Below are 22,176 nucleotides of genomic sequence, written 5' to 3' on the forward strand. Positions count from 1 at the left end.
GATAATAATTTTTGATAGAATAAAATTAATTGCCATTTTTTTTCATTTTATTCTGTCCGTTAATATTTTTATTATTTGATAAGTGGTCCTAGTTTTTTTAATTCAGATTGATATTTTTTAATTTCTTGAGATCTAATTAAGTGTACATACATACGAAAAGATCTATCATACCATAGAATTTTTTCCTCGTCGGTCATAGTATATTCGCGATGATGTCTAGGAATATTCAATGCAAACTTTGTATCTGTATATAATGATTTAAAAGAATCAGAGTTCAAGGTTGTTTTCTTACTTTCAATATCTTTGTATAATCTCGCAATTATCGATTCTTTATGTTGGATATTTTTTTCGAATCTAAAGTCGATATATGATAATAAATCTAGCCGTAGGTCCGGAGAAATATATTCAAGGACTGAGTCTATATCCTCGTCTCTTTTTACAGTATATACATCATAGAATCCAAATTCATTTATAGATTCACTTAAGATATTTTTATAATTCTGAGTTTCTAAAATTAAATCAATACGTTTTGTAATAGTGGTTATACTATCATGATCGATTATGTTAATTCCAAATACCTCATTGTTTGTAGTAATCCAACTTAAGAAATTTGAGTAAAAATTTAATAAATATATATAGTAGTCATCTTGGTCCCTATGTATATTTCTATCTTCAAAAAATTCGAAAACATCTCTGGAAGTACCTGATAATGGAAATTCTTCAAAATGATTTTCTAATATATCCTCAAGAAAAGTATGTTGCCCTCCACTAACAATACTTCTACCGATTGTATTATGGGAAATTAAATCATGAAGCTTTTCCATTTCTTTTTTAATGTCCATTCTTTGCTCTAGGTATTTTATGCTTATTTTATTCATTTACGAATTCTCCAATCTATTCGATATGCATATATAACTAAATCGAAAATTATCAAGTGTAAACTAAACAACATTGAAAAAATCATAGTGTTGAATAATTTTAATAATATTTTTAAGAGGGATTCTAATCCTGCCCTCTCTCTTTTTTTATTCCTCTAGCGACCATCAATACCGTTTCTAAATCAATAGGTGATAGGTCTTTAGAGATACTGAATAACTGTTGTAGTTGTTCGCTATCATGAATTTGACGATATATGTCAAACAATTCTGGTTTATCTGATATAAAACTAAAAGTTTCTGTATCATTATCTGAAGTAGAATCTTCAGTGTTTATTTCCCACCCCAATAAATACTCTGGCGTAGTATTCAAAGTATCGGATAATATGCTTAGTCGGTCTAGCGGTATAATTCTAGAGTCATTCAAATATCTATGTAAAGTTGTTTTTGGAATATTTGTTTTTTCTGACAAATCACCTAATGACCAACTATTTTTTTCCATCAGCTCGCGAATTCTTTTTTCTGTTATTGTTTTACACATACATTTTACCTCATAGATCCTTCTATTAGAATTATACAATTATTGTTCCGTATTTGCAACACGGTGTAAGTTAAAGTGAAAATTCTGTTCCGAATTCGGTTGACTTGATTATTTTTCAATGATATTATTTGTTTGTTCCATATGTGGAATGGAGGTGAACAAATGATCAATGAGAGAAAATTAAAAGCAAGAATGATTGAGATGAATATTTCTCAGAGAGATCTTGCTAATCAGACAGGTAAAGGACTAAATCATATTAACGAAGTGATTAATAACAAAGTAAGCCCTCGTCTTGATTTAGTTCAGAAGATTAGTAATATTCTAGAACTAGATAACTCTCAAAAAATTGATATTTTTTTATCTTGAGTGTTCCGAATTCGGAATAAATCTCTTAGCACTAATTTAGAAAGGAGAAGTAAATGCCTAAACGAACAGATGAAGAAAAAATGTTATTTGATGATTATATAGCAGTAACGACAATTCAAAGATATTTTTCATTAAGCAAAATAGATGCCCAGGATATCTTCATCAAGGCAAAGAACTGGGATGAAGATAATGGATACTTGGATATCTTTCCAGAGAGGGTAAGGAAAGGGGCTGTACTGCAAGTATTAGGGTTAAATTTAGAATCGATGTTGATGTGTTATCAGATTAAGAGAGGAAGTGAATAGATGACGCAAATTATTGAATTAGGATCAGATGATCGTGTAGTTATTGAGAAAGATAAAATTGTGATAACAAAAGAAGGTAAAGAACATGTAGAAATGGTTCTAAAAAAAGAAAGCACTCTACATGATAGAATACTTTCTTCATTATTAACAGCAATAGAAAACACTAACTGTGCATCGGTCAATGATTTATACCTATATTCGCTAGTGGTAGAAACCTGTTATCGGATTCATGATAAATATAAAACTATTGATTAAAGAACTGAATATCAAGAAGTGACTCATTGTTGTAAATAACATATTTAGAATCATTAGACAATATTGCATAAATAGGAGTCAGTACATCATTAGCAATATAATCGTTTATGTCATGAGTAACTTTCCCTGCATTAGGATTATATGTGACTACACTCGTAATATTACCAATTTTCTTTGAACTGCCGTTGGTAAATCTGATAATTGCAGTTGCCAATATAATCACCCCCTCTCTTAGTAAAGGATATCAAAAGAAGGAGAAGTATCAGTGAAAAAACAAAACAAAAAAAGGACACTCACCTTGGCCGGAAAAGTAATCCTTTACGGCTTTATTTTAACATTAACTTATTTAACTGTCCAATCTCTTGAATTGGCCAAAAAAGAACGAAAAGTTTTAGAGTCAAAAATACAATTAATCAATCAAGAAATGGTGAGACTAGATAAACAACAAATTGAGAATAAAACCAAAATTGAAACTATGAAACATATCTCAAATGTTGGTGCAGAGGTATCTTCCGTTAGAGTGTATATTACTGAATATGGAACTTGGGATGGGGAATCAACAAACAATACTGCGTCAGGATTAACGATAGAAGATTTTACGGTATCTGACGGAATTTATCAGTATCAAGGTAAAGATGTACTTGCAACTGCGAATTCAACTCGCTGGTGTGAACGATTAAAGGAAGGATTTAAGTCATACGATCTGTATGAAACTGTTAGTTATGAATTAAATGGGGTCTTAAGAACAGGAATTGTCTTAGATGTGTGTGGTGCATGTCATGGGGTAGATGGTGAAGAACTGCAAAGGATAGATGTATTTACAGAAAAACCAATCATTGGAAAGAAAGAAGGGAAAATATATGAATGATAAAAACAGTGTGATAATTAAGAAAGAAAAAGATGGAATTGATATCAAATGTAATGGAACACAATGCTTTCTATTAAATGCATTAGTAGGTTTATGTAAAGCAATCCATGAAGCAGGGATTCCAACTGAGTTACAAATTTTAACAATCCTGGGTTCTTGTGAATTTACAGAAAAACTAGAAAGAGAGGGAAACTTGAATGAATTCCATTAAAATAAGTAAATTAGAAATTGAAAATGTTAAGCGTGTACGAGCCGTACATGTTGTACCATCTGAAAAAGGTCTGACAGTCCTTGGTGGAAAAAATAATCAAGGGAAGACATCTGTACTAGACTCTATTGCTTGGGCACTAGGTGGTAAAAAATATCAGCCATCAAATCCACGAAGAGAAGGTTCCGTAACACCACCATCACTTAGAGTTGAGTTAAGTAATGGCTTAATCGTAGAACGCAAAGGGAAAAATAGCGATTTAAAAGTAATTGATCCATCAGGCAATAAAGCAGGACAGGCTTTGCTAGATTCTTTTGTAGAAGAACTTGCACTGGACTTACCCAAATTTATGGAAGCTACAAGCAAAGAAAAGGCACGAACACTTTTAGAAATTATTGGGGTAGGCGATAAGTTATTTGAACTTGATAACTTAGAAAATAAACTCTATCAGGAACGTTTGGCAATCGGTAAAATTGCTGATACTAAAAAGAAACATGCTCAAGAAATGCCACGTCATGAAGGCGTTCCTGAAGAGCTGATTAGTGCATCAGATTTAATTAAACAGCAGCAGGATATTCTGGCACGGAACGCAGAAAAAGAGCGTAAACGACGCAATTTAGCCCATCTAGAGGACGAAAATAAACGTCTAAAAGAAATACTTCAAGATTACCAAACTAAGCTAGAAGCCAACGAAAACGACCTTGTAGAAGCTCGTAAGTCTGCATTAGACTTGCATGATGAATCAACAGCTGAACTTGAAGCTAATATCGCTAATATTGATAAAACGAATGCAAAAATTCGAATCAATTTAGAGAAAGACCAAGCAGAACAAGAAGCGGAGTATTACAGTCAACAATATAAGGATTTAAATGAAGAAATCGATGCAATTCGTAAGGAACGTCTCGATTTATTGAAAGGAGCAGATTTACCGCTACCAGGGCTAAGTATTGTTGATGGGGAATTAACATTCAATGATCAGCATTGGGACAACATGTCAGGCTCTGAACAATTACGCGTTGCGACAGCAATTGTACGAAAACTTAAACCTGAATGTGGGTTTGTTCTAATCGATAAATTAGAACAAATGGATATCGATACCATGAAAGAATTTGGTGAATGGTTGGAGCAAGAAGATTTACAAGCGATTGCGACACGTGTCTCAAGCGGAGATGAGTGTCAAATTATTATTGAAGATGGATATGTCGTGGGACAGGAGACACTACCAAAAGAAAACGACATGAAAGTTGAAGAGAAAGGATGGGAATTTTAGTCATGAATATAACGAAAGGTAAAGTGATAAAGGCTCAAAAAGTTATTTTGTATGGACCTGAAGGAATTGGGAAATCTACCTTTGCTTCAATGTTTCCAAATCCATTATTTAGCGACACAGAAGGATCTACGATGCATCTTGATGTAGCGCGATTCGATAAACCAACTTCATGGCCAATGTTATTGTCGCAAATCGAATATGTTAAACAAAATAAACCTTGTCTAACATACGTTATTGACACTGCTGATTGGGCTGAAAAACTGGCCAAAGAGTATCTTATAGGCCAGTATCCAAAGATTAAGTCCATTGAGGATTTTGGATATGGGAAAGGGTATACGATGCTTGCAGAGGAGTGGGGTCGATTCCTTAATAAATTACAGGAAGTTGTTGACGTTGGAATCAATGTCTTAATCCTAGCGCATGCCATGATGCGTAAATTTGAACAACCTCAAGAATTAGGTTCTTATGATAGATGGGAGCTTAAACTTGAAAAGAAAACGTCGCCTCTAACTAAAGAATGGGCGGATGCAGTTTTATTTGCGACTTATGAAATTCATGTAGTCAATGTCGATAATCAAGGTGCTGCAAAGGGTAAAAATAAAGCACAAGGTGGTGCACGTGTAATGTTTACTTCTCATAATCCAGCATGGGATGCTAAAAATCGTTGGGGCCTTGCTGATAAACTTGCATTTGAATTTAAAGAAATTGCATTACATATTCCTGATCATCTTGTTGGTCCAATTATTGAAACCAAACAAGTTGTGAATGAAGATAATTCATATCAAAACGAAGTGCAAGAAGAAACATCAGAGGAAAATATTTCGACTGATACTGAAAATGATTTTGAGTGTTTAAGTATAGCGTTGCAAGATTTACTTAAAACCGATAAGGTAACTAAATCTGAGTTGATGCACTACATAATCGATATAAAAGGGCATTTTCCAAAAGGAACACCTTTAGAAAATCTACCACAAGAATATACTGATGGAGCACTTGTGGCTAATTGGCCAAAAGTTATTCAAGAGATTCGAAATATGAGAGAACCTGTTTTAGATATAAACAGTGACGATTTACCATTTTAAAATAGGAGGACAAAAATAATGACATTAAATAATAATCAAATTGAACGCGAACTAGGATGGGATGATGAAATTCAAGATGATGGAGAAGATTTTATTATTTTAAATCCTGGAAACTATGATTTTGTAGTTAAGAAATTTGAACGAGGTCGTTTTGACGGAAGTGAGAAAATGCCAGCTTGTAATATGGCTTTAGTAACATTGACTGTAGAAGACCCTAACACTGGTCGACAAGTTGATGTTCAAAATCGAATACTACTTCACAGCAGAACGGAATGGACTATCAGTGCCTTTTTTGCATCACTTGGCATGAAGAAAAAAGGTGAAAAAATTAAACCACAATGGAACATGATTGTTGGTAAAGTCGGTAAATGTAAAATTAAGAACCGAGAATATAATGGTAACTTATACAACGAAGTCGATAAGTTCTATCCAAAAGAAGAGGAAGTCGTAAATCAACAAGCATCCTGGGGTTTTTAGACCATGGAGTTAAGACCATATCAAGAATCAGCTAAGAATGCGATTCTTAATGAATGGAATAATGGCACTAAGAGAACATTACTCGTGCTACCAACTGGATGCGGAAAAACAATAGTTTTCTCTAAAGTAATAGAAGAAAAAGTTAGAGAGGGCAAGCGTGGGCTTGTCCTCGCACATCGAGGAGAACTTCTTGAACAGGCGTCCGATAAACTGTATAAGGCATCAGGAATTAGGACTGCTCTTGAAAAAGCAGAGTCTACGAGTCTCAATAGTTGGGAACGTGTTGTTGTAGGTAGTGTTCAGAGCTTGATGCGTGAAAAACGATTGCATCAATTTAGCAAAGAACACTTTGATTTTATAGTTGTTGATGAAGCGCATCATTGTATTTCTGATAGTTATCAGACAGTTTTAAATTACTTTGAAAATGCAGATGTACTTGGAGTTACTGCAACTCCTGATCGTGGTGATATGAAAAATCTAGGTAAATACTTTGGAACGTTAGCCTATCAGTATTCATTACCACAAGCGATTAAAGAAGGATACTTAAGTCCGATTAAGGCTCTCACAATTCCGCTACAATTAGATTTATCAAGTGTCTCACAACAAGCAGGAGACTTTAAGGCAAGTGATATTGGAACTGCCCTAGACCCGTATTTATATCAAATCGCCGATGAGATGGCTAAGCACTGCCAAAATAGAAAAACGGTAGTGTTTCTACCGTTAGTTGTTACTTCACAAAAGTTTAGAGATATTTTAAATGAAAAAGGATTTAGAGCAGCGGAAGTAAATGGAAGTAGTTCTGATAGAACTGAAATCTTGGAAGATTTTGAAAACAACAGATACAACGTGCTTTGCAATTCTATGCTACTTACTGAGGGGTGGGACAGTCCTGCCGTGGATTGTATCGTCGTACTTAGACCAACAAAAGTGAGAAGCTTATATTCTCAAATGGTTGGTCGTGGGACGAGACTTTATCCTGGGAAAGAGGAATTATTACTCTTAGATTTCCTATGGCATACCGAACGTCATGACTTAGTACACCCGGCTCACTTAATTGCAGAAAATGAGGAGGTTGCAAAAGCAATTACTAAGATATCAGAAGATAATGCAGGTATTGCTCTAGATATAGAACTTCTTGAGGAAAGGGCAAAAGAAGATGTTGTATCGCAAAGGGAAGAAGCCCTCGCAGAACAGCTAGCGCAGATGCGCAAGCGTAAGCGAGCACTTGTAGATCCTTTACAATTTGAATTAAGCATTCAAGCAGAAGACCTATCTAATTATGTACCAAGTTTTGGATGGGAAATGGGACCACCTACAAGTAAGCAACTTCAGCAATTAGAGAAAGCAGGGATACTACCTGATGAAATCGATAATGCAGGCAAGGCATCACTACTCATTGACAGAATTAATAAGCGTCGCGATGCAGGTCTTGCCACACCAAAACAGATAAGACTATTGGAACGATTTGATTTCCAACATGTAGGAAGTTGGTCCTTTGAAGCAGCAAATAAAATGATCAGTAGAATTGCTGCTCAAGGATGGAGACAAGTCCCTCCGGGTATTGAACCGAGAACGTATAAGCCAGAATAAGAGGAGTAGTAATGATATGAAAGTTTATGCAGTCTATAAAGGAGAGGAAATTTTAGCGATCGGAACAATTGAAGAAATTGCTAAGATATTAAGAATTAAACCTGAATCAGTTCTTTTCTACAACTCTAAGACATATAAAAAACGAACGTCTGAAAACGCTCGTAGATTAATTTAAATTTAGTAATTTAGTAGATGATGTAGATGATATTTATAATAACTATAAAAGTAATGCTGTTATTTCCACTAATTGGTGATTAAGATCATATATTACTGATTCGCTTAATAGTTCAAGAAAGGTATCTTTATCGTATGATTTTTCCTCTTGATTTAACAATTCTAAAGCATTCAATAAAGAATCTTTAGCAAGTAAAATATTAGATTTAAAGTCATCTAATTTTGTTTTTAGGATTTCACTATTCTTCCGGTTCTTGATGAATTTTGTACTGCTTATCCTGTCTAATGTAGAGTTGAATCGTGTGATGTGTAATATAACTCTATTGTGGTTTTCTCTAATTCTAGAAGCTAAGAGAAAATAGTTTTTATATATATTGATATTCTGTTCATCAAAATATAACGATAAAAGCGTTTCGTTTATGGAAATATACTCCTCAACATATTTTTCTACGCCCTCAAGAAATTGAATTTTTTTCAACTCTCGATTTCGCGATTTGTCATAAAATAAAGTAATGAATAGAGTTAAAAAAGTCGTAATAACAATTGGAAGCAAATGGTTGATGAGGAATTCAGGAAAACTAAATTTATAGTCGGGCCAATTTGATATTGAGATTGAGTTATCAATATTTGCCAGTATTGTAGTTGCGAGAGTGATTGGAATTCTTTCGAAAAAAGTTAATATGAACATTTTTGTTCCCCCTTAATAAAGTAATGATACCAAAATAAAAGATTGAATGTATCTGTATATTACTATACTTACAAATAATGAATTAGAAAGTGAGAAAACATGAATGAAGTAAATCTATTAAGTATAATAAAAAATATTGATCCATCCAAATTATCATATACAGAATGGGTTCAAGTCGGAATGGCTTTGAAGCATGAAGGTTATTCTGCTTATGATTGGGATTTGTGGTCATCTAAAGATACCGAAAGGTATAAACCAGGAGAGTGTTATCTGAAATGGGAAACATTCAATGAACAAGCAGGAACGATTGTAACAGGTGGAACAATTGTTCAACTCGCGAGAGAACAAGGATTTGAATTCCCAAAATATGATGCGGGTTATGCACTCGACTGGGATGATGAAATTGAACAAGATGAACTCGTTGTCATCGATAAGTATTGGCTTGAAGATAGAGAAATTGATGAGCCGTCAGAGGATAATTGGCATCCTGTTCAAGAACTTATAAAATATTTACAAGTTTTATTTGAGTCAACTGAAAATGTTGGCTATGTCACCTCCACCTATAAAAATGATGATGGTAAATACTTACCTCAAAAAGGAAACTTTGACCGAACTGCAGGTGAGTTAATCCAAGAATTGCATAAGTACAAAAATGATATTGGTGCAGTCATTGGTGATTACAAACCAGAAGCAGGTGCATGGATACGATTCAACCCTTTAGATGGTAAGGGTGTTAAAAATGAAAATGTAACAGATTATCGATATGCACTTGTAGAGTCAGATTCGATTCCTGTTGAACGACAACATGCCATCATTAGAGAATTAGAACTTCCTGTAGCGACACTTGTATATAGTGGTGGTAAGTCCATTCATGCAGTGGTCAAAGTTGAAGCTGCAACAATGGAAGAATATCGAAAACGTGTTAATTATCTCTATGATGTTTGTAAGAAGAATGGTCTTGAAGTCGATACTCAAAACAGAAATGCAGCACGCCTAAGTCGAATGCCCGGTGTCGTGAGAAATGGTAAGAAACAATTTCTGATGGCCACAAATATTGGAAAAGGATCATGGGCTGAGTGGGAAGAATGGATTGAAGGTGTAAATGATGATTTACCTGATCCAGAACCTTTGATTGAAGTGTTTGATAACTTGCCACCATTATCACCTCCATTAATTGAAGGTGTTTTACGCCAAGGCCATAAGATGCTTATGGCGGGACCATCCAAGGCAGGGAAGTCTTTCGCATTGATTGGACTAACAATTGCTATTGCAGAAGGTAATAAATGGTTTGGCTGGCAGTGTACACAAGGAAGAGTCTTATACGTCAATTTAGAGCTTGATAGAGCATCAGCCCTACATCGCTTTAAAGACGTTTATAAATCACTTGGAATTAAGCCTAAAAACCTCAAGAACATCGATATTTGGAATCTTAGAGGCAAAGTAGTGCCAATGGACAAACTCGCTCCTAAGCTCATTAGACGGGCTCAAAAACAAGGGTATATTGCAGTGATTATTGATCCAATTTACAAGGTAATTACAGGAGATGAAAACTCTGCAGAGCAGATGGCTCATTTTACAAATCAATTCGATAAAGTAGCCAGTGAGTTAGGTGCTTCGGTTATTTATTGTCACCATCACAGTAAAGGCTCACAAGGTAGTAAAAAATCAATGGATAGAGCAAGTGGTTCGGGCGTGTTTGCACGGGACCCTGATGCACTTATTGATTTAGTAGAATTAGAATTAACACCTGAATTAGTTAATCAAGAACATAATCGAATTATTGCAAGTATCTATGCTGAGGAACTTAAAAAGCGAAATCCAAAATATTATGAAGAAGTTGTTGGTGAAGATGATGTATTAAGTAAATTCCAAATGAAGGAATATATCAATTTAGCTTTAAAGAAAGACGAAATATTCGAGGTAGATTCTAGAGTTCAAGAAGTGGAAATATCACTCGTAAATCGCTCTGCATGGCGTGTAGAAGGGACGCTTAGAGAATACCCTAAATTCCCACCACTAAACCTCTGGTTCGAGTATCCAATCCACAAAGTAGATGAGGTGGGAGTGTTAGCTGATGTAGATCCTAAAGGGATGATTCAACCGGTATGGAGTAAAAACATTAGTAAGAAAAAAACTCCTGAAGAACGAAAAAAAGAACGTCAAGATGAACTTGAGTCTGCATATTTTGCTCTAGACATAGGAGAAGAAATTAAGATAAAAGATATAGCAGAATACTTACAAGTAACTGAAAAAACTATTCGAAATAGAATTAAAGAACATGGTGGTTTTTGGATAGAAGAAGGAATTGTAGGTAAAAAAGGATGAAGGAAACATCGAGAAATTTCCCTTTCTTTCCTTTGGGAAAATAAGGGAAAAACACCGTAAATTTCCTTTCCCTAAAAGGCAGGGAAAGTAGGGAAAAAGTCGATAATTTCCCTAGGGAAAGAAAAACATATTATATAAATAATATAAGTTGTGTTTCCCTCTCACGAGGTCATGGGGTAAAAGGTAGGTGGGCTTAAGCGCTGCCCACCACACCTACTTTCCCCTTTCCATGACAAAGGCAAATTTTAAAAAAGAAAGGAGTACGCCTTAATGAGAAAAGTTAGACGAAGCAAAAAATTATTAGTCGGTAGAAATATGCCACCGTCATATCATAGACATCCGAATTGTCAATTCGATATAACAAAAAGTGAAACTGTCCAATGGTTAATTAGTCAACCTGATATTTTGAGTTTTGTTTGGGATCAATTTAAACAGTCAGGCGATTTAAAATTTAATCCTATAACTGGACAATGGCAAGGTGTTGATTATGAGAGTAAGAAATAAATTAACAGGAGTTATTGGGAACAGCAACATGTTCCACGAACATGACTTGAATCGAATTATTGTTGCTACTGAATTTTGGATTGATGATGACGTTGTATCGAATTACGACGTGTATCTTGAAGGTAAGGGGTGGATTGATCTCATCGAAGCGTTTCGATTGAAACTTGTGATTCCAGATAATTACACGAATTACTTTAGAGCATCAAAGTCGGATATCGAAAGAGAGCGTGGCTATTATGAGTGATTTACAAATGCATATGGCAAAGATAACTGAATTGTTGGAGTTTCAGAACTCAAAAGACTTCCAATATCTCTCGGACTGTTCAAAGTATAAGTTCAAACGTAGATTAAATTTTCACTTGCATAAGATTGTAAATTATTATACAAATTTTGCTTTTGAACTATTTCATGCGATTAAACGTGCGGTAGAGGAAGTGATGATGTGTTTGGAACCATTTATTTCTGCGATTATTAAACTTGTAGTTGGTGAAGCTGATGATTGAGTTTTTCATTCCGATGATTACTCCTACGACAACACATCAGCAAAAGAAGGTACGTGTGGTAAGTGGCAAGCCAGTGTTCTATGAACCGCCCAAATTGAAAGCAGCTCGCGCGAAGTTGATGGGATATCTTTACGAATTTGCTCCTGAGGCTTCAATAAATGGCCCAATTCGCTTGAAAGTTGTTTGGTTATACAAAGAAACCACGCGACATAAAAGAGGCGCCTATAAGCCTACAAAGCCCGATTTAGATAATATGCAAAAATTACTTATCGATTGTATGACAGATTTAGGATTCTGGAATGATGATGCTCAGATTACGTCTATGCTAGTCGAGAAAATGTATGACAAAGTGCCAGGAATTTATATCAAAATTGAAGAGTTGGAGTTGGAGGTATGATTGACAACTTATGGTTGTTTTTGAAGGCTTCAGTTTTAATGCTAGTCATTGCAATTGTTTGGGCAATTATATTTTCAGTAATTCGAGAAGTAGTAATTCAAAATCATGATGATCCTGATAGCAAGTAACGAAAGTAAGACCTTAAAAGGAGTTGATAGATAATGCGACAAAATAGTAACTATCTGCGTGATTGCTGTGACTGATAAACGCGCCAAGATAAATCACGCTAAGTCTGAACTTCGAAACTACATGTATCTTCTTAACGTGTGTCACAAATACGAGAGTAGAATTATTGAGCTAGAAACGCAACTAGAAGCCGTAAAATCATCGTCTGCTCCTTTGATACTCGGCAATAGCGGTTTAAATCCTGAAGAGCGTAAAAATGAGCTTAGAGATAAACTGCAGATTTATCAAAAGGAGTTAGCACTCGTTCGTTATCGAACTGATAAGATTAAAAACTTCCTAGATAGCCTCGAATATTCTGATCGCGTTATTGTGACTGATATTTACATCAAAAACATTAACATTGAGAAAGTAGCTACACGCTTTTATTGTTCAGAAAGAACACTAAGGCGAAAAGTAGATGAGTTAATGGTGAAATTTTGAACAAACCTACACCAAGCGGTGTAGGTTTTGGTATGGTTTAATCAGTGATGAGGAGGGCAATTAATGATAACTATACCAAATTTATCTACATATAATTCTATAGAAAGTGCAAGAACATTAAAAGCAAATTTAATACTTAACCAAGAACCTAAAGTGAAGTTTAATTTGACTGCAATTCGCAATTGTGATCCTTTTGCAATGATCATTGTAGGACTAGCAATACGAGATATACTGCATGATAGAGAAGTCATTGCGGAAAATCTTAATGATATTAATGACTATGCAGGTAGCATGTGTTTTTATGACTTCATTGGTGTGAAAAATTTAGGATTAAAAGTGAATAGTAGGAGTGGATCTACCAAACACATTCCCATTACGATTGTACGGAAAAGTATACTTATGGAAAAGTGTAGAAATCAAAATAAAGAGTTTATTGACGCATTGAGGGAGTACTCATTTCGAGTAGCGAAGGTATTAAGTAGAAATTATCCGGAATCGGAGATTGCGTTTGAGTACTTAATTCGCGAAATGATTAGAAATATATTTGAGCATAGTGAATCAGAATGTGCATATATCTGTGGTCAATACTGGCCTAGTTATGATTTGATTGAAATAGCGATTGCAGATGACGGTATTGGTATAAAAAACTCCCTCAAATCGAATATGAATTATATAAATTTGATTGAAAATGATAATGACGCAATTAAATTAGCGATGAGACCTGGAGTTTCTAAAAGTTATAGTCAGTCGGAAAATCCTATATTTAATCCAGATAAAAATTCTGGATTTGGCTTATATGTTGTTAGTGAATTATGTCTCGCGTTGGATGGGTCGTTTATTATAACTAGCGGCAGTAATTCAAAGCATATAGGACGTAGCTCTGAAAATAGCGGATTATTAATTAAAGAAAGTATTTCAAACCATAATGGAACAGCAATAATGATAAGAATTAAACCAACAATGTTAGTTGATTTCGACAACATTTTTGATTCGATAATCGAAAAGGGAGAGGAACTTGCAAAGCAAGATAAGTTGGCTTTTAGTAAGTCATCTAGCTTATCTAGAAAATTGAGCCGTGATCTATATTAATGACCGTCGCGACCCTGTTTTCGGTGCTATTATGGTAGTGTGGCAGTTGTGACTAATACACTTATTCATTCATTGACTTTTCCTTTCTGAGTCAACCCCCTTAAACCCTACTAGTATCTCTGGTGGGGTTTTGTTATGATTGGGATGCTGAAAAGTGGGAGGGTAATTATGTTCAAGACACTAATAAAGGAAGAGAATAATAAAAACAGATGGTATCCAACATCGGTTAATAGTTTAGAGCGCTCTATTCTATTAGGTAGCTACAAGGAACGCAAAAATTTTGCGTATAGCATGCAGTATTTACAATATTTGGAACTGCAGTTTGATGAATTAAATTTATCAGAGGTCTTGTTTAAGATTAATATCAAGAGTTATATAGTGACTGGAATGGGAATCATCGAAATGCTTTTTAAAAACTTATTACATGACACTGGCAATTGGAACCGTACAACATGGATAAAAAATAATGATTATGAAACTAATTCCAAAAAAAAAGATGGTAAAAAGGTTAAATTAAAAATCGAAGAATTTGTTGAAGTTAAAGAATATGACATGCGAATGGATTTTGATTCAATGATAAAAAAAGTAGATAGTAAGAAACTTCTTAGTATAAAAAGTAATAATTTTCCTGCAGTAAAAAAATTGAAGGTCTTGAGAAATAAAGTTCACTTACAAATCAATGATGACAAAGAAGATCATGACTACAATTCTTTTGATCTGGAATCATTGCAAATGATGAGGCGTATTCTTTATGCTGTACTGATTACAGAAGAAATTCAGAATCCTCTTGGAGTCGGAAAATTTGATTTTATAATTGAAGCATATAATAAGAGAATTAACTTCGAGAAGACTTTAAAAAAAACTCCAAAAAATGTTTAGAGGGGATGGAAAAAATAAATTAAAAATCTCCCAAACATTGATAGTTAAAATTTCATATAAATTGATGGCTTGGCCCACTAAGTTGGGTTTTTGTGTGTAACAAAAAACACCCGAAGGTGTTTTGAATTATTTAATTTTGTCTGAAATATCACGAACATCATTACTTATAGCGGTAAGTTCGTTATAATTCATGAAATTATAAGAATCAATGTTAATTGCGTCAGTTGATGATTCAATTGATACTAGACGTTCATTAATACTTTTCAATTCATTCAGAATTTGGTTTAGTATATTTTCCATAATATTCCTTTCTAATCAAAAAAGTTCTGATAAACTAATTATAATCAAAGGAGGTGATATCTATGTCAAATAAAAGAGGGAAATACGCAAAATGGCTTGAACCCCAAAATTTAGTGCTTCTCGAAAGCTGGGCTCGTAAGATTTCAAACGAACAAATCGCAGCGAACATAGGTATCGCTCCGAAAACGTTGTATGCCTGGATGAACAAGTATCCTGAGATACGTGAAGCAGTTGGACGGGGTAAGGAAGTTCTAGTATCTGAAATCGAGAATGCTCTTGTTAAACGAGCACTTGGGTTTACTGAAGAAGTGAAGCGAGCCAAGGTAACAAAAGATGGCGATGTGGTTCGGTATACGGAAGAGGTATATTATCCACCAGACCCAACGTCACTCATTTTCGCATTAAAAAATTTTGATCCTGAACATTGGCGTGATAAACACTCATATGAGCATAGTGGTGAGATTAACAATCCGTTTGCGAATTTAACGACTGAGGAGTTGAGAAATATTGCAAACAAAGATTGCTGATGGTGCAAGACAAGAGCTTGCAAGAAGACACTATGCAGATTATGTATCATATACGCATCGCGGGAATTATCAGCATGCCAAGCATACACGTCTTATCTGTGAACGGTTAGAGAAACTTATTTATCAAACGAATCAAAGAATTGTTATTGCAATGCCACCACGGCACAGTAAGTCGATGACAATCACTGAAACGTTTCCAAGTTTTTATTTATGTAAGCGTCCAGAGAAACGTGTCATCTTAGCTGCATACGCTTCTACCCTTGCAGATGGTTTTAGTAGACGTAATAGACAAAAAATTGAAGAGTTCGGAAGGACTCTTTTTAATTTGGGATTAAGTAAAGAAAAAGCGACCGAAAATGAATGGGAAATGGACAATAAGATAGGTGGTTTGATTAGTGCAGGGATACTTGGTGGTGTAACTGGTAAAGGAGCTGACCTGCTAATTATTGATGACCCGATTAAAAACATGGCAGAAGCTTTGTCTGAAACATATCGTAATAAAGTATGGAATGAGTGGGAGGCAACATTTTCAACTCGTCTTCACCCAGGAGCAAATGTAATCCTGATCATGACGATGTGGCATCAAGATGACCTAGCTAATCGTTTTATTAGAAAAGATTGGGAGACAATTATCATACCTTGTGAGGCTGAAGTGAATGATATTTTAGGACGTGAAGTTGGTGAGCCATTATGGCCAGAACGAGGTTACGATAAAGCTTGGATTGAAGCGAAGAAATTAGAAGTTGGTTCTCGTGTTTGGAGTGCTTTGTATCAACAAAAACCGGTACCAAGTGATGGTGAAATATTTAAAGAAAGTTGGTTCCGTTTTTATCGGATAAATGAAGAAATTGAAGTGTCCAATAAGATACAGTCATGGGATTTGGCATTTGAAGGCAAGAAAACATCAGACTATGTTGTTGGTCAAGTTTGGGGCGAGAAAGGTATCAACGCATATTTGGAGTACCAATGGCGTGATAGAGCATCTTTTACAGAAACAGTTAAAGCAATCCGCACGGTGACGAATCGTTTTCCTGAAGCAAAGACGAAACTTGTAGAGAAGAAAGCAAATGGGGCAGCTGTCATTGACTCGTTGAAGGATGACATAACAGGGATAGTTGATATCAATCCAAAGGAGTCAAAGATAGCCAGAGCCAATGCAATTACACCGTTTATGGAAGCAGGCAATGTTTGGTTCCCACATCCTGACGAACAACCATGGGTCAATGACCTGATTGCAGAACTGCTAGCGTTCCCGAACGGCGCAAATGACGACCAAGTCGATGCACTTACACAGGCTTTACATAGAATTTATTTAAGTAAGAAGAAAGTAAAAACAAGGAGAGGATTATTCTAATGGAATTAACACGTGAACGAATTGAATACATTAAGAAACGAAAAAAAGAAGAAACGTCACAGTTAAATCTTCAACTTGATTACTATAAGGGAAGACATCGTATTTTAGATAGGCTTAAAGATCCTGATTTATCCAATTACCGAATTGTTGTTAATCATTGTAAGCGAATTGTCGATATTAATGCAGGTGCACTATTCAATCAACCCGTACAGTATCAAGCAGATGAAGATGTTGACATTTCACCTATTTTAGAGGAATACAATAAGCAAACTATCGAACGTCTTGATTTGGCCAATGGTAAGAAAGTAGGAATCTACGGGAAGTCTTATGAATATATCTATGCAAAAGAAGTTGATGGAGAAATAAGTATTATTTCAACGCTATTAGATCCAAATTATTCATTTATTAAGTATGATAACAGCATAGAGAGAAATAAGCTTTATGGTGTATTTTGGAGTGAAGATGATGAGGCAAAGACTGAAGAATGGACGATTGTTGATGATTCAGAAATTAACATTTATCTCGTGGATAAGAAAGGCAGAATTATCCTTGATATAGAGCGTTCGACACCGCATTTATTTGGTCGTATTCCGATGATTGAGTATTTTAATAACGACGAAAAACAAGGTGACTTTGAGCAAGCGATTAGTCTTAATGATGCACTCAATGTATTACAGTCTGATCGTATCAATGACAAGGAACAACTTGTTGCTGCTATTTTGGCCATTTATGGGGCAAACGTTGATGACGAAGATATGGATTCAATTAAAGCAAATCGCGTTATCATGTTTCCAGAAGGCTCAAAGGCAGAATATCTTATTAAAGCCATGGATGAGGATTCAATTGAGGTTTTAAAGAAATCAATAGTAGATGACATTTATACCGTTACGATGACTCCGAACTTGTCTGATGAAAAGTTTGCTGGTAATGCATCAGGTGTTGCGCTTGAATTAAAGATTATTCCATTTATCCAAAATATCGATAACAAAAAGACATTTATGTCGATAGGGCTAGATGAACGATTTGAGATTTATGCAAATGTTTTGAAGGCTTTAAAACGCATGGATGCTGATGTAGATGCATCAAACATGGATGTAATCTTTAAACATAACCTACCTCAAAACAAGCTTGAAATTGCTCAAATTATTGGTCTATTGTGGGGCAAGGTTGATAGAGCAACGCTCATTAGTTGGCTTCCAGATATCAAAGACGCTCAGGAAATACTTGATGCTATGGATGCAGATGAAGAAGAGGCTCGTAAAAAGTATGCAATTCCTAACTTTGGCGATTTAGGTGTAGGTCAAGATGAAGACGAAGAAGCGCTATAATTATTGGCTTAAAAGACAGGATGAACGACTTGCTTATTCGGAGCGAATTTCAAACGAAACAATTGCTCAAATTATGGATGTCTACAATGATTCTTTACAACGTGTAGAGAAGAGAATTGATAATATTATCAAAAACTATTCGCAATCGATTCAAATGCCCGCTGACCAGTTAAAGGCGTTGTTATCCGAGCATGATAAACAAAAACTGCTTGAGGACTTGCAGCAGGATTTAATTAAAAATGGTGCAAATACGAATGCCAATATGAATTGGCTTCGTGGTAATTATCTTAAACGCTTAACAGACCAGGAGAGTATAAAGCTACAATTGGAAAATGAGCGGAGAATTATTGCGTCACATGAAAAATCACTCAGTACGCTTGGCTATAAGAATACAATTGAACGTACTTACTTATCAATGACGCGTGATTTAACTGGACAGACAAAGCATTTAAGTGAAAGTGCTAAAAATTCACTGTTAAATCAACGTTGGATATCGAGTAAAAACTATTCAAAGCGAATTTGGGATAATACAGGGAAACTAAGCAATGATGTGAATAAACTTATTAATTCGTCCTTGATTTCAGGGGCCTCGAGAAATGACATTATCAATGATCTAAAAGAAAGATACGATGTTGCGCGGTATCGTGCTGAAGTTTTGGTAAGAACAGAAATGAATTACTTTGAGAACCAATCCGAGCTAAAATCGTATCAGGATGCAGGCATTGAACATTATATCTACATCGCAACACGTGACAGTCGTACAAGTGTGATATGCTCTGGTTTGGATAATCAACGATTTGCAGTTAAAGATGCTCAGGCAGGACTTAATTATCCGCCCATGCATCCTAATTGCAGAAGTACAACTGTGCCGGACTTAGATTTTGTAGATGACTATCGCGTCTATAAAAATCCGATTACTGGATTGAGAGAAAAGACAACAAAATCCTATGAGGACTGGCTAAGCGATATTGAAGAAAAAGCAGAGTCGAAGTATAATATAGATAGAGATAGAATCACATCAAAGTATGATAGAAACATCTTTGCAGAGACTCATCAAATGAGGGATATTGATTTAGTTCAATCTCTTGAACTGGATGAAATATCACTTATTCAGTCTTACTCAAGGGATCTCTATCAAGATTTGAATAGATATCTAAGAGGTGAGTTTGAGTTTGCACCAGATATCTTCAAAATTAACGCGAGAAAACTTAACAATGTACTAAATCGTCATGAGTTAAAAGAAGATGCATTATTAAGGCGCGGAGTAAGTGGTGTGACTATCGAACAGATGGGAATAAAAGGTCTTGGAGAAGTTCAATTGAAAGGGTTCACTTCAACGACCATAAATCCCAATATTTCAATGCTATTTATGCATAAACAACCTAAGAAAGTTTATATGGAGTTTTTAGCTCCCAAAGGAACAAAAGGGTTATACATCTCAAATTTAGCCGAATATGGTAGTGAACAAGAGTTTTTATTACCACATAATACACGAATTAATGTTGAATCAATAAAGGAAAAGGAGGGTTACACACATGTCAAAGCACGGATCATTGTCTGATAAAGACAAGAAGATAAAAGTTTTTACAGAAGCTAAAAAGAATCGCGAGCTTTCTGAAAAGTTTTTAAGTGAAACAGGTCGCAACACTAATGCGTTTATGATAGCGCGTTGGAATAGTGAAAGTGACCCAACATCTACAGAGTTCGATGACTTGAAAAAAGAATTTGAACAATGGAAGAATAACTATAATATCAACTAAGACGGTAACCCCGTCTTTTTTAATGAAAGGATGTGTAGGAAAGCAGTAGAAAAATAATTTAGACGCTCATGATGCGTCTTTTTATTTGTCCTGAGTATGACGCTATAAAGTGCTTAATTTGAAGAAAGAACTTTAAGGTAGAAAACTTAAAGGGCAGGAGGTAAAAATGAAAGATTTAATTAAATTCCCACTAAACATTCAATTGTTTGGTGATGAGGCACCTAATGATACACAAGAAGGTAATGAGAACTTAAGTGGAGCAGAAAAGCCGAAAGTATTCACGCAAGCAGATATTGACCGTGCTGTTACTGCAGCAGTAAAAACACGTGATGAAAAACATAGCAAGGCATTAAAAGATGCGGTTGAAGCAGCGATTGCCGAGCAGAAACGTCTGGCTGCGCTAACGGAAGAAGAACGCAAAGAAGAAGCCCGTAAGCTTGCGGATCAAGCTGTAGCACAAAAACAAAAAGATTTAGATGAAAAGATTTTGCGTTTTGATGTTGGTGAAGTACTTGTAAAGCGTGGACTTAATCCAGATTTACTTAGTTTTGTTTTAGGGAAAGATTTAGATGATTCAGTCGCTAAAATTGATGCTTTGACGGAAATCATCAATAAGCAGGTAGAGGAACAAATAAAACTAGTTGTAACGAAACCTGGAGTTCCTACACGACCTAAAACGAAGACACTAACTAAGAAAGAAATCATGGATATTAAAGATAGTGAAGAGCGATTACGACAAATTGCACTTCACCCAGAATTATTTAATTATGGAGGATAGAAAAATGAAACAAAAAATGAAGTTTCCATTGGACATTCAATTGTTCGCAGAAGATAACTTAGTGAAAACTCCTAATATGGGTGTTGCACAAGATATTGACTTTGTGGAGCGCTTTAGTGCTTCTTTAATCAAACTATCAGAAGCCTTAGGTGTTACACGTCCACTTCCTTTGAAACAAGGAAATAAGATTCAAACATATAAATTTATTTTGACAAAGCCAGCAGGTGATGCTGCAAAAGGTATTGTAGGAGAAGGTGAAGATATTCCACTAACTCACGTTAAACGTGAAAAAGACAAAGAGTATACTGTTGATTTCCGTAAATACCGTAAAGCAGTAACGATGGAAGAAGTACAACGTGTGGGTTATGACGCTGCCGTTAATAAATCAGATAATCAAGTTCTTGGTTTAATGCAAAAGAACATCCGTACTGATTTCTTCGATTTCTTAGCAACTGCACCAACAAAACTAAAAGCAGATTCTTTACAAGGGGCATTTGGTAAGTCATGGGGTAAAATTAATGCATTATTTGAGGATTATGGTGAGTTCCAAATTGTTCAATTTATTAATCCGGAAGATGCAGGAGAATACCTTGGTGAAGCTGCAATTGCTAATGGTGAATCCGTTGGTTTTGGATTAACACTCTTAAAAGATTTCACGGGAGCTGGAATTGTAATGACAAATGCGTCTGTACCTCGTGGAAAGGTTTATGCAACTGCGGTTGATAATATCAATCTAATGTATATTGATGTGAATGGTGAGGCTAAAAAAGTCTTTGAAGGTAAACCAGTGGTTACGGATGAATTAGGGTTAATTGGTCTTGTAAAAGAGGCAAATACAGTTAATGCTACTACAAGTTCAACGCTATTCAACGGAATTAAATTGTTTGCCGAAATTACCAATGGTGTTATTGAAGTAACTATTGAGAAACCTGAGAAAAAAGCAGTTGAAGGGGATGCTCTTGCAGCAAAGAAAACACTTGAAGAAATGACGGTACCTGAACTTAAACAACTAGCAGAACTTTTAGGAGTTGACTACGGGCAAAAAACTAAGAAAGAAGAACTTGTAGCACTCTTAAAAACTGTAAAAGCAAATCCATCAGGATCTGTTTAATTTAAGAGGTTAGATA

General features: G+C 35.2%; 30 protein-coding genes. 26 read left to right on the plus strand and 4 right to left on the minus strand.

Translation table 11 applies throughout. The features are described 5' to 3' along the window. Positions 1 to 71 precede the first annotated feature (71 nt). Both AAG186_RS03015 and AAG186_RS03020 read right to left on the minus strand, forming a co-directional pair. Complete coding sequence (locus tag AAG186_RS03015; RefSeq protein ID WP_342621965.1) at positions 72 to 878, minus strand: hypothetical protein; 807 nt, start codon at positions 876 to 878, stop codon at positions 72 to 74. Positions 879 to 1,002: 124 nt separating this feature from the next. Next, positions 1,003 to 1,416: a helix-turn-helix domain-containing protein gene (locus AAG186_RS03020; protein ID WP_342621966.1), complete on the minus strand. Its 414-nt coding sequence runs from the start codon at positions 1,414 to 1,416 to the stop codon at positions 1,003 to 1,005. Positions 1,417 to 1,578: 162 nt separating this feature from the next. Here AAG186_RS03020 and AAG186_RS03025 point away from each other — a divergent pair, with 162 nt between their 5' ends. Genes AAG186_RS03025 through AAG186_RS03035 form a run of 3 tightly spaced genes read left to right on the plus strand, consistent with a single transcriptional unit; the run spans position 1,579 to position 2,342 of the window. Next, on the plus strand, positions 1,579 to 1,782 hold the full coding sequence (locus AAG186_RS03025; RefSeq protein ID WP_174905036.1) for a helix-turn-helix transcriptional regulator: 204 nt from the start codon (positions 1,579 to 1,581) through the stop codon (positions 1,780 to 1,782). A gap of 53 nt (positions 1,783 to 1,835) precedes the next feature. Beyond that, on the plus strand, positions 1,836 to 2,087 hold the full coding sequence (locus AAG186_RS03030; RefSeq protein WP_342621967.1) for a hypothetical protein: 252 nt from the start codon (positions 1,836 to 1,838) through the stop codon (positions 2,085 to 2,087). Then, positions 2,088 to 2,342 carry a hypothetical protein gene (locus tag AAG186_RS03035; RefSeq protein ID WP_342621968.1) on the plus strand — a complete coding sequence of 85 codons (255 nt, stop codon included), beginning with the start codon at positions 2,088 to 2,090 and terminating at the stop codon, positions 2,340 to 2,342. Here the strand turns inward: AAG186_RS03035 and AAG186_RS03040 are convergent. Then, positions 2,332 to 2,556 (minus strand): hypothetical protein, encoded by a 225-nt coding sequence (locus AAG186_RS03040; protein ID WP_342621969.1) that lies wholly within the window; start codon positions 2,554 to 2,556, stop codon positions 2,332 to 2,334. The genes AAG186_RS03035 and AAG186_RS03040 overlap by 11 nt on opposite strands. 51 nt (positions 2,557 to 2,607) lie before the next feature. Between AAG186_RS03040 and AAG186_RS03045 the strand changes: the two genes are divergently transcribed. From AAG186_RS03045 to AAG186_RS03075, 7 genes are read left to right on the plus strand one after another with little or no spacing between them, the layout of a single operon-like run. Then, on the plus strand, positions 2,608 to 3,210 hold the full coding sequence (locus AAG186_RS03045; protein ID WP_342621970.1) for a hypothetical protein: 603 nt from the start codon (positions 2,608 to 2,610) through the stop codon (positions 3,208 to 3,210). Between the two features lie 10 nt (positions 3,211 to 3,220). Beyond that, positions 3,221 to 3,421, plus strand: a complete 201-nt coding sequence (locus AAG186_RS03050; protein WP_342621971.1) for a hypothetical protein — start codon at positions 3,221 to 3,223, stop codon at positions 3,419 to 3,421. Continuing rightward, the gene (locus tag AAG186_RS03055; protein WP_342621972.1) at positions 3,408 to 4,688 is read left to right on the plus strand and encodes an AAA family ATPase; all 1,281 of its coding nucleotides are present in this window, start codon (positions 3,408 to 3,410) and stop codon (positions 4,686 to 4,688) included. The genes AAG186_RS03050 and AAG186_RS03055 overlap by 14 nt, the downstream gene beginning before the upstream one ends. A gap of 2 nt (positions 4,689 to 4,690) precedes the next feature. Then, the gene (locus AAG186_RS03060) at positions 4,691 to 5,770 is read left to right on the plus strand and encodes an ATP-binding protein (protein WP_244660774.1); all 1,080 of its coding nucleotides are present in this window, start codon (positions 4,691 to 4,693) and stop codon (positions 5,768 to 5,770) included. Between the two features lie 18 nt (positions 5,771 to 5,788). Continuing rightward, the gene (locus AAG186_RS03065) at positions 5,789 to 6,247 is read left to right on the plus strand and encodes a DUF669 domain-containing protein (protein ID WP_342621973.1); all 459 of its coding nucleotides are present in this window, start codon (positions 5,789 to 5,791) and stop codon (positions 6,245 to 6,247) included. A 3-nt stretch (positions 6,248 to 6,250) separates the two neighbouring features. Next, the gene (locus AAG186_RS03070; protein ID WP_342621974.1) at positions 6,251 to 7,837 is read left to right on the plus strand and encodes a DEAD/DEAH box helicase; all 1,587 of its coding nucleotides are present in this window, start codon (positions 6,251 to 6,253) and stop codon (positions 7,835 to 7,837) included. 16 nt (positions 7,838 to 7,853) lie between these two features. Beyond that, positions 7,854 to 8,012: a hypothetical protein gene (locus tag AAG186_RS03075; protein ID WP_342621975.1), complete on the plus strand. Its 159-nt coding sequence runs from the start codon at positions 7,854 to 7,856 to the stop codon at positions 8,010 to 8,012. Positions 8,013 to 8,054: 42 nt separating this feature from the next. On the opposite strand, the gene AAG186_RS03080 is transcribed toward AAG186_RS03075, so the two are convergent. Further along, complete coding sequence (locus AAG186_RS03080; RefSeq protein WP_342621976.1) at positions 8,055 to 8,699, minus strand: hypothetical protein; 645 nt, start codon at positions 8,697 to 8,699, stop codon at positions 8,055 to 8,057. Between the two features lie 99 nt (positions 8,700 to 8,798). On the opposite strand from AAG186_RS03080, the gene AAG186_RS03085 reads away from it, so the two are divergent. From AAG186_RS03085 to AAG186_RS03160, 16 genes are all read left to right on the plus strand, one after another. Next, entirely contained in the window at positions 8,799 to 11,024 is a 2,226-nt protein-coding gene (locus tag AAG186_RS03085; protein ID WP_342621977.1) for an AAA family ATPase, read from the plus strand. A 270-nt stretch (positions 11,025 to 11,294) separates the two neighbouring features. Beyond that, positions 11,295 to 11,528 (plus strand): hypothetical protein, encoded by a 234-nt coding sequence (locus AAG186_RS03090; RefSeq protein ID WP_275144309.1) that lies wholly within the window; start codon positions 11,295 to 11,297, stop codon positions 11,526 to 11,528. Beyond that, a complete protein-coding gene (locus AAG186_RS03095) occupies positions 11,512 to 11,772 on the plus strand; it encodes a hypothetical protein (RefSeq protein WP_342621978.1) in 261 nt (86 codons plus the stop codon). Before AAG186_RS03090 ends, AAG186_RS03095 begins: the two co-directional genes overlap by 17 nt. Further along, positions 11,765 to 12,031, plus strand: a complete 267-nt coding sequence (locus AAG186_RS03100; protein WP_342621979.1) for a hypothetical protein — start codon at positions 11,765 to 11,767, stop codon at positions 12,029 to 12,031. Before AAG186_RS03095 ends, AAG186_RS03100 begins: the two co-directional genes overlap by 8 nt. Continuing rightward, positions 12,024 to 12,428 carry a RusA family crossover junction endodeoxyribonuclease gene (locus AAG186_RS03105; protein ID WP_342621980.1) on the plus strand — a complete coding sequence of 135 codons (405 nt, stop codon included), beginning with the start codon at positions 12,024 to 12,026 and terminating at the stop codon, positions 12,426 to 12,428. The genes AAG186_RS03100 and AAG186_RS03105 overlap by 8 nt, the downstream gene beginning before the upstream one ends. Beyond that, positions 12,425 to 12,556, plus strand: a complete 132-nt coding sequence (locus AAG186_RS03110) for a hypothetical protein (RefSeq protein ID WP_342621981.1) — start codon at positions 12,425 to 12,427, stop codon at positions 12,554 to 12,556. The genes AAG186_RS03105 and AAG186_RS03110 overlap by 4 nt, the downstream gene beginning before the upstream one ends. A gap of 67 nt (positions 12,557 to 12,623) precedes the next feature. Continuing rightward, positions 12,624 to 13,034 carry a hypothetical protein gene (locus AAG186_RS03115; protein ID WP_200548796.1) on the plus strand — a complete coding sequence of 137 codons (411 nt, stop codon included), beginning with the start codon at positions 12,624 to 12,626 and terminating at the stop codon, positions 13,032 to 13,034. 63 nt (positions 13,035 to 13,097) lie between these two features. After that, complete coding sequence (locus AAG186_RS03120; protein WP_342621982.1) at positions 13,098 to 14,123, plus strand: ATP-binding protein; 1,026 nt, start codon at positions 13,098 to 13,100, stop codon at positions 14,121 to 14,123. Positions 14,124 to 14,291: 168 nt separating this feature from the next. Continuing rightward, the gene (locus AAG186_RS03125; RefSeq protein WP_342621983.1) at positions 14,292 to 15,002 is read left to right on the plus strand and encodes a hypothetical protein; all 711 of its coding nucleotides are present in this window, start codon (positions 14,292 to 14,294) and stop codon (positions 15,000 to 15,002) included. Positions 15,003 to 15,364: 362 nt separating this feature from the next. Next, positions 15,365 to 15,829 carry a helix-turn-helix domain-containing protein gene (locus AAG186_RS03130; RefSeq protein WP_342621984.1) on the plus strand — a complete coding sequence of 155 codons (465 nt, stop codon included), beginning with the start codon at positions 15,365 to 15,367 and terminating at the stop codon, positions 15,827 to 15,829. Beyond that, entirely contained in the window at positions 15,810 to 17,183 is a 1,374-nt protein-coding gene (gene terL, locus AAG186_RS03135) for a phage terminase large subunit (protein ID WP_342621985.1), read from the plus strand. Before AAG186_RS03130 ends, terL begins: the two co-directional genes overlap by 20 nt. Then, positions 17,183 to 18,511: a phage portal protein gene (locus tag AAG186_RS03140; RefSeq protein ID WP_342621986.1), complete on the plus strand. Its 1,329-nt coding sequence runs from the start codon at positions 17,183 to 17,185 to the stop codon at positions 18,509 to 18,511. The genes terL and AAG186_RS03140 overlap by 1 nt, the downstream gene beginning before the upstream one ends. Then, positions 18,489 to 20,072 (plus strand): minor capsid protein, encoded by a 1,584-nt coding sequence (locus AAG186_RS03145; protein ID WP_342621987.1) that lies wholly within the window; start codon positions 18,489 to 18,491, stop codon positions 20,070 to 20,072. The genes AAG186_RS03140 and AAG186_RS03145 overlap by 23 nt, the downstream gene beginning before the upstream one ends. Next, positions 20,047 to 20,271, plus strand: coding sequence for a hypothetical protein (locus tag AAG186_RS03150; protein ID WP_200542640.1), 225 nt, complete (start codon positions 20,047 to 20,049; stop codon positions 20,269 to 20,271). The genes AAG186_RS03145 and AAG186_RS03150 overlap by 26 nt, the downstream gene beginning before the upstream one ends. A gap of 166 nt (positions 20,272 to 20,437) precedes the next feature. Next, positions 20,438 to 21,049, plus strand: a complete 612-nt coding sequence (locus AAG186_RS03155; RefSeq protein WP_200542642.1) for a DUF4355 domain-containing protein — start codon at positions 20,438 to 20,440, stop codon at positions 21,047 to 21,049. Positions 21,050 to 21,053: 4 nt separating this feature from the next. After that, complete coding sequence (locus AAG186_RS03160) at positions 21,054 to 22,160, plus strand: Rho termination factor N-terminal domain-containing protein (protein WP_342621988.1); 1,107 nt, start codon at positions 21,054 to 21,056, stop codon at positions 22,158 to 22,160. The last annotated feature ends 16 nt before the right edge of the window (positions 22,161 to 22,176 follow it).

The sequence above is a fragment of the Erysipelothrix sp. P66 genome, from assembly GCF_038682365.1.
Lineage (GTDB): Bacteria > Bacillota_I > Bacilli_A > Erysipelotrichales > Erysipelotrichaceae > Erysipelothrix > Erysipelothrix piscisicarius.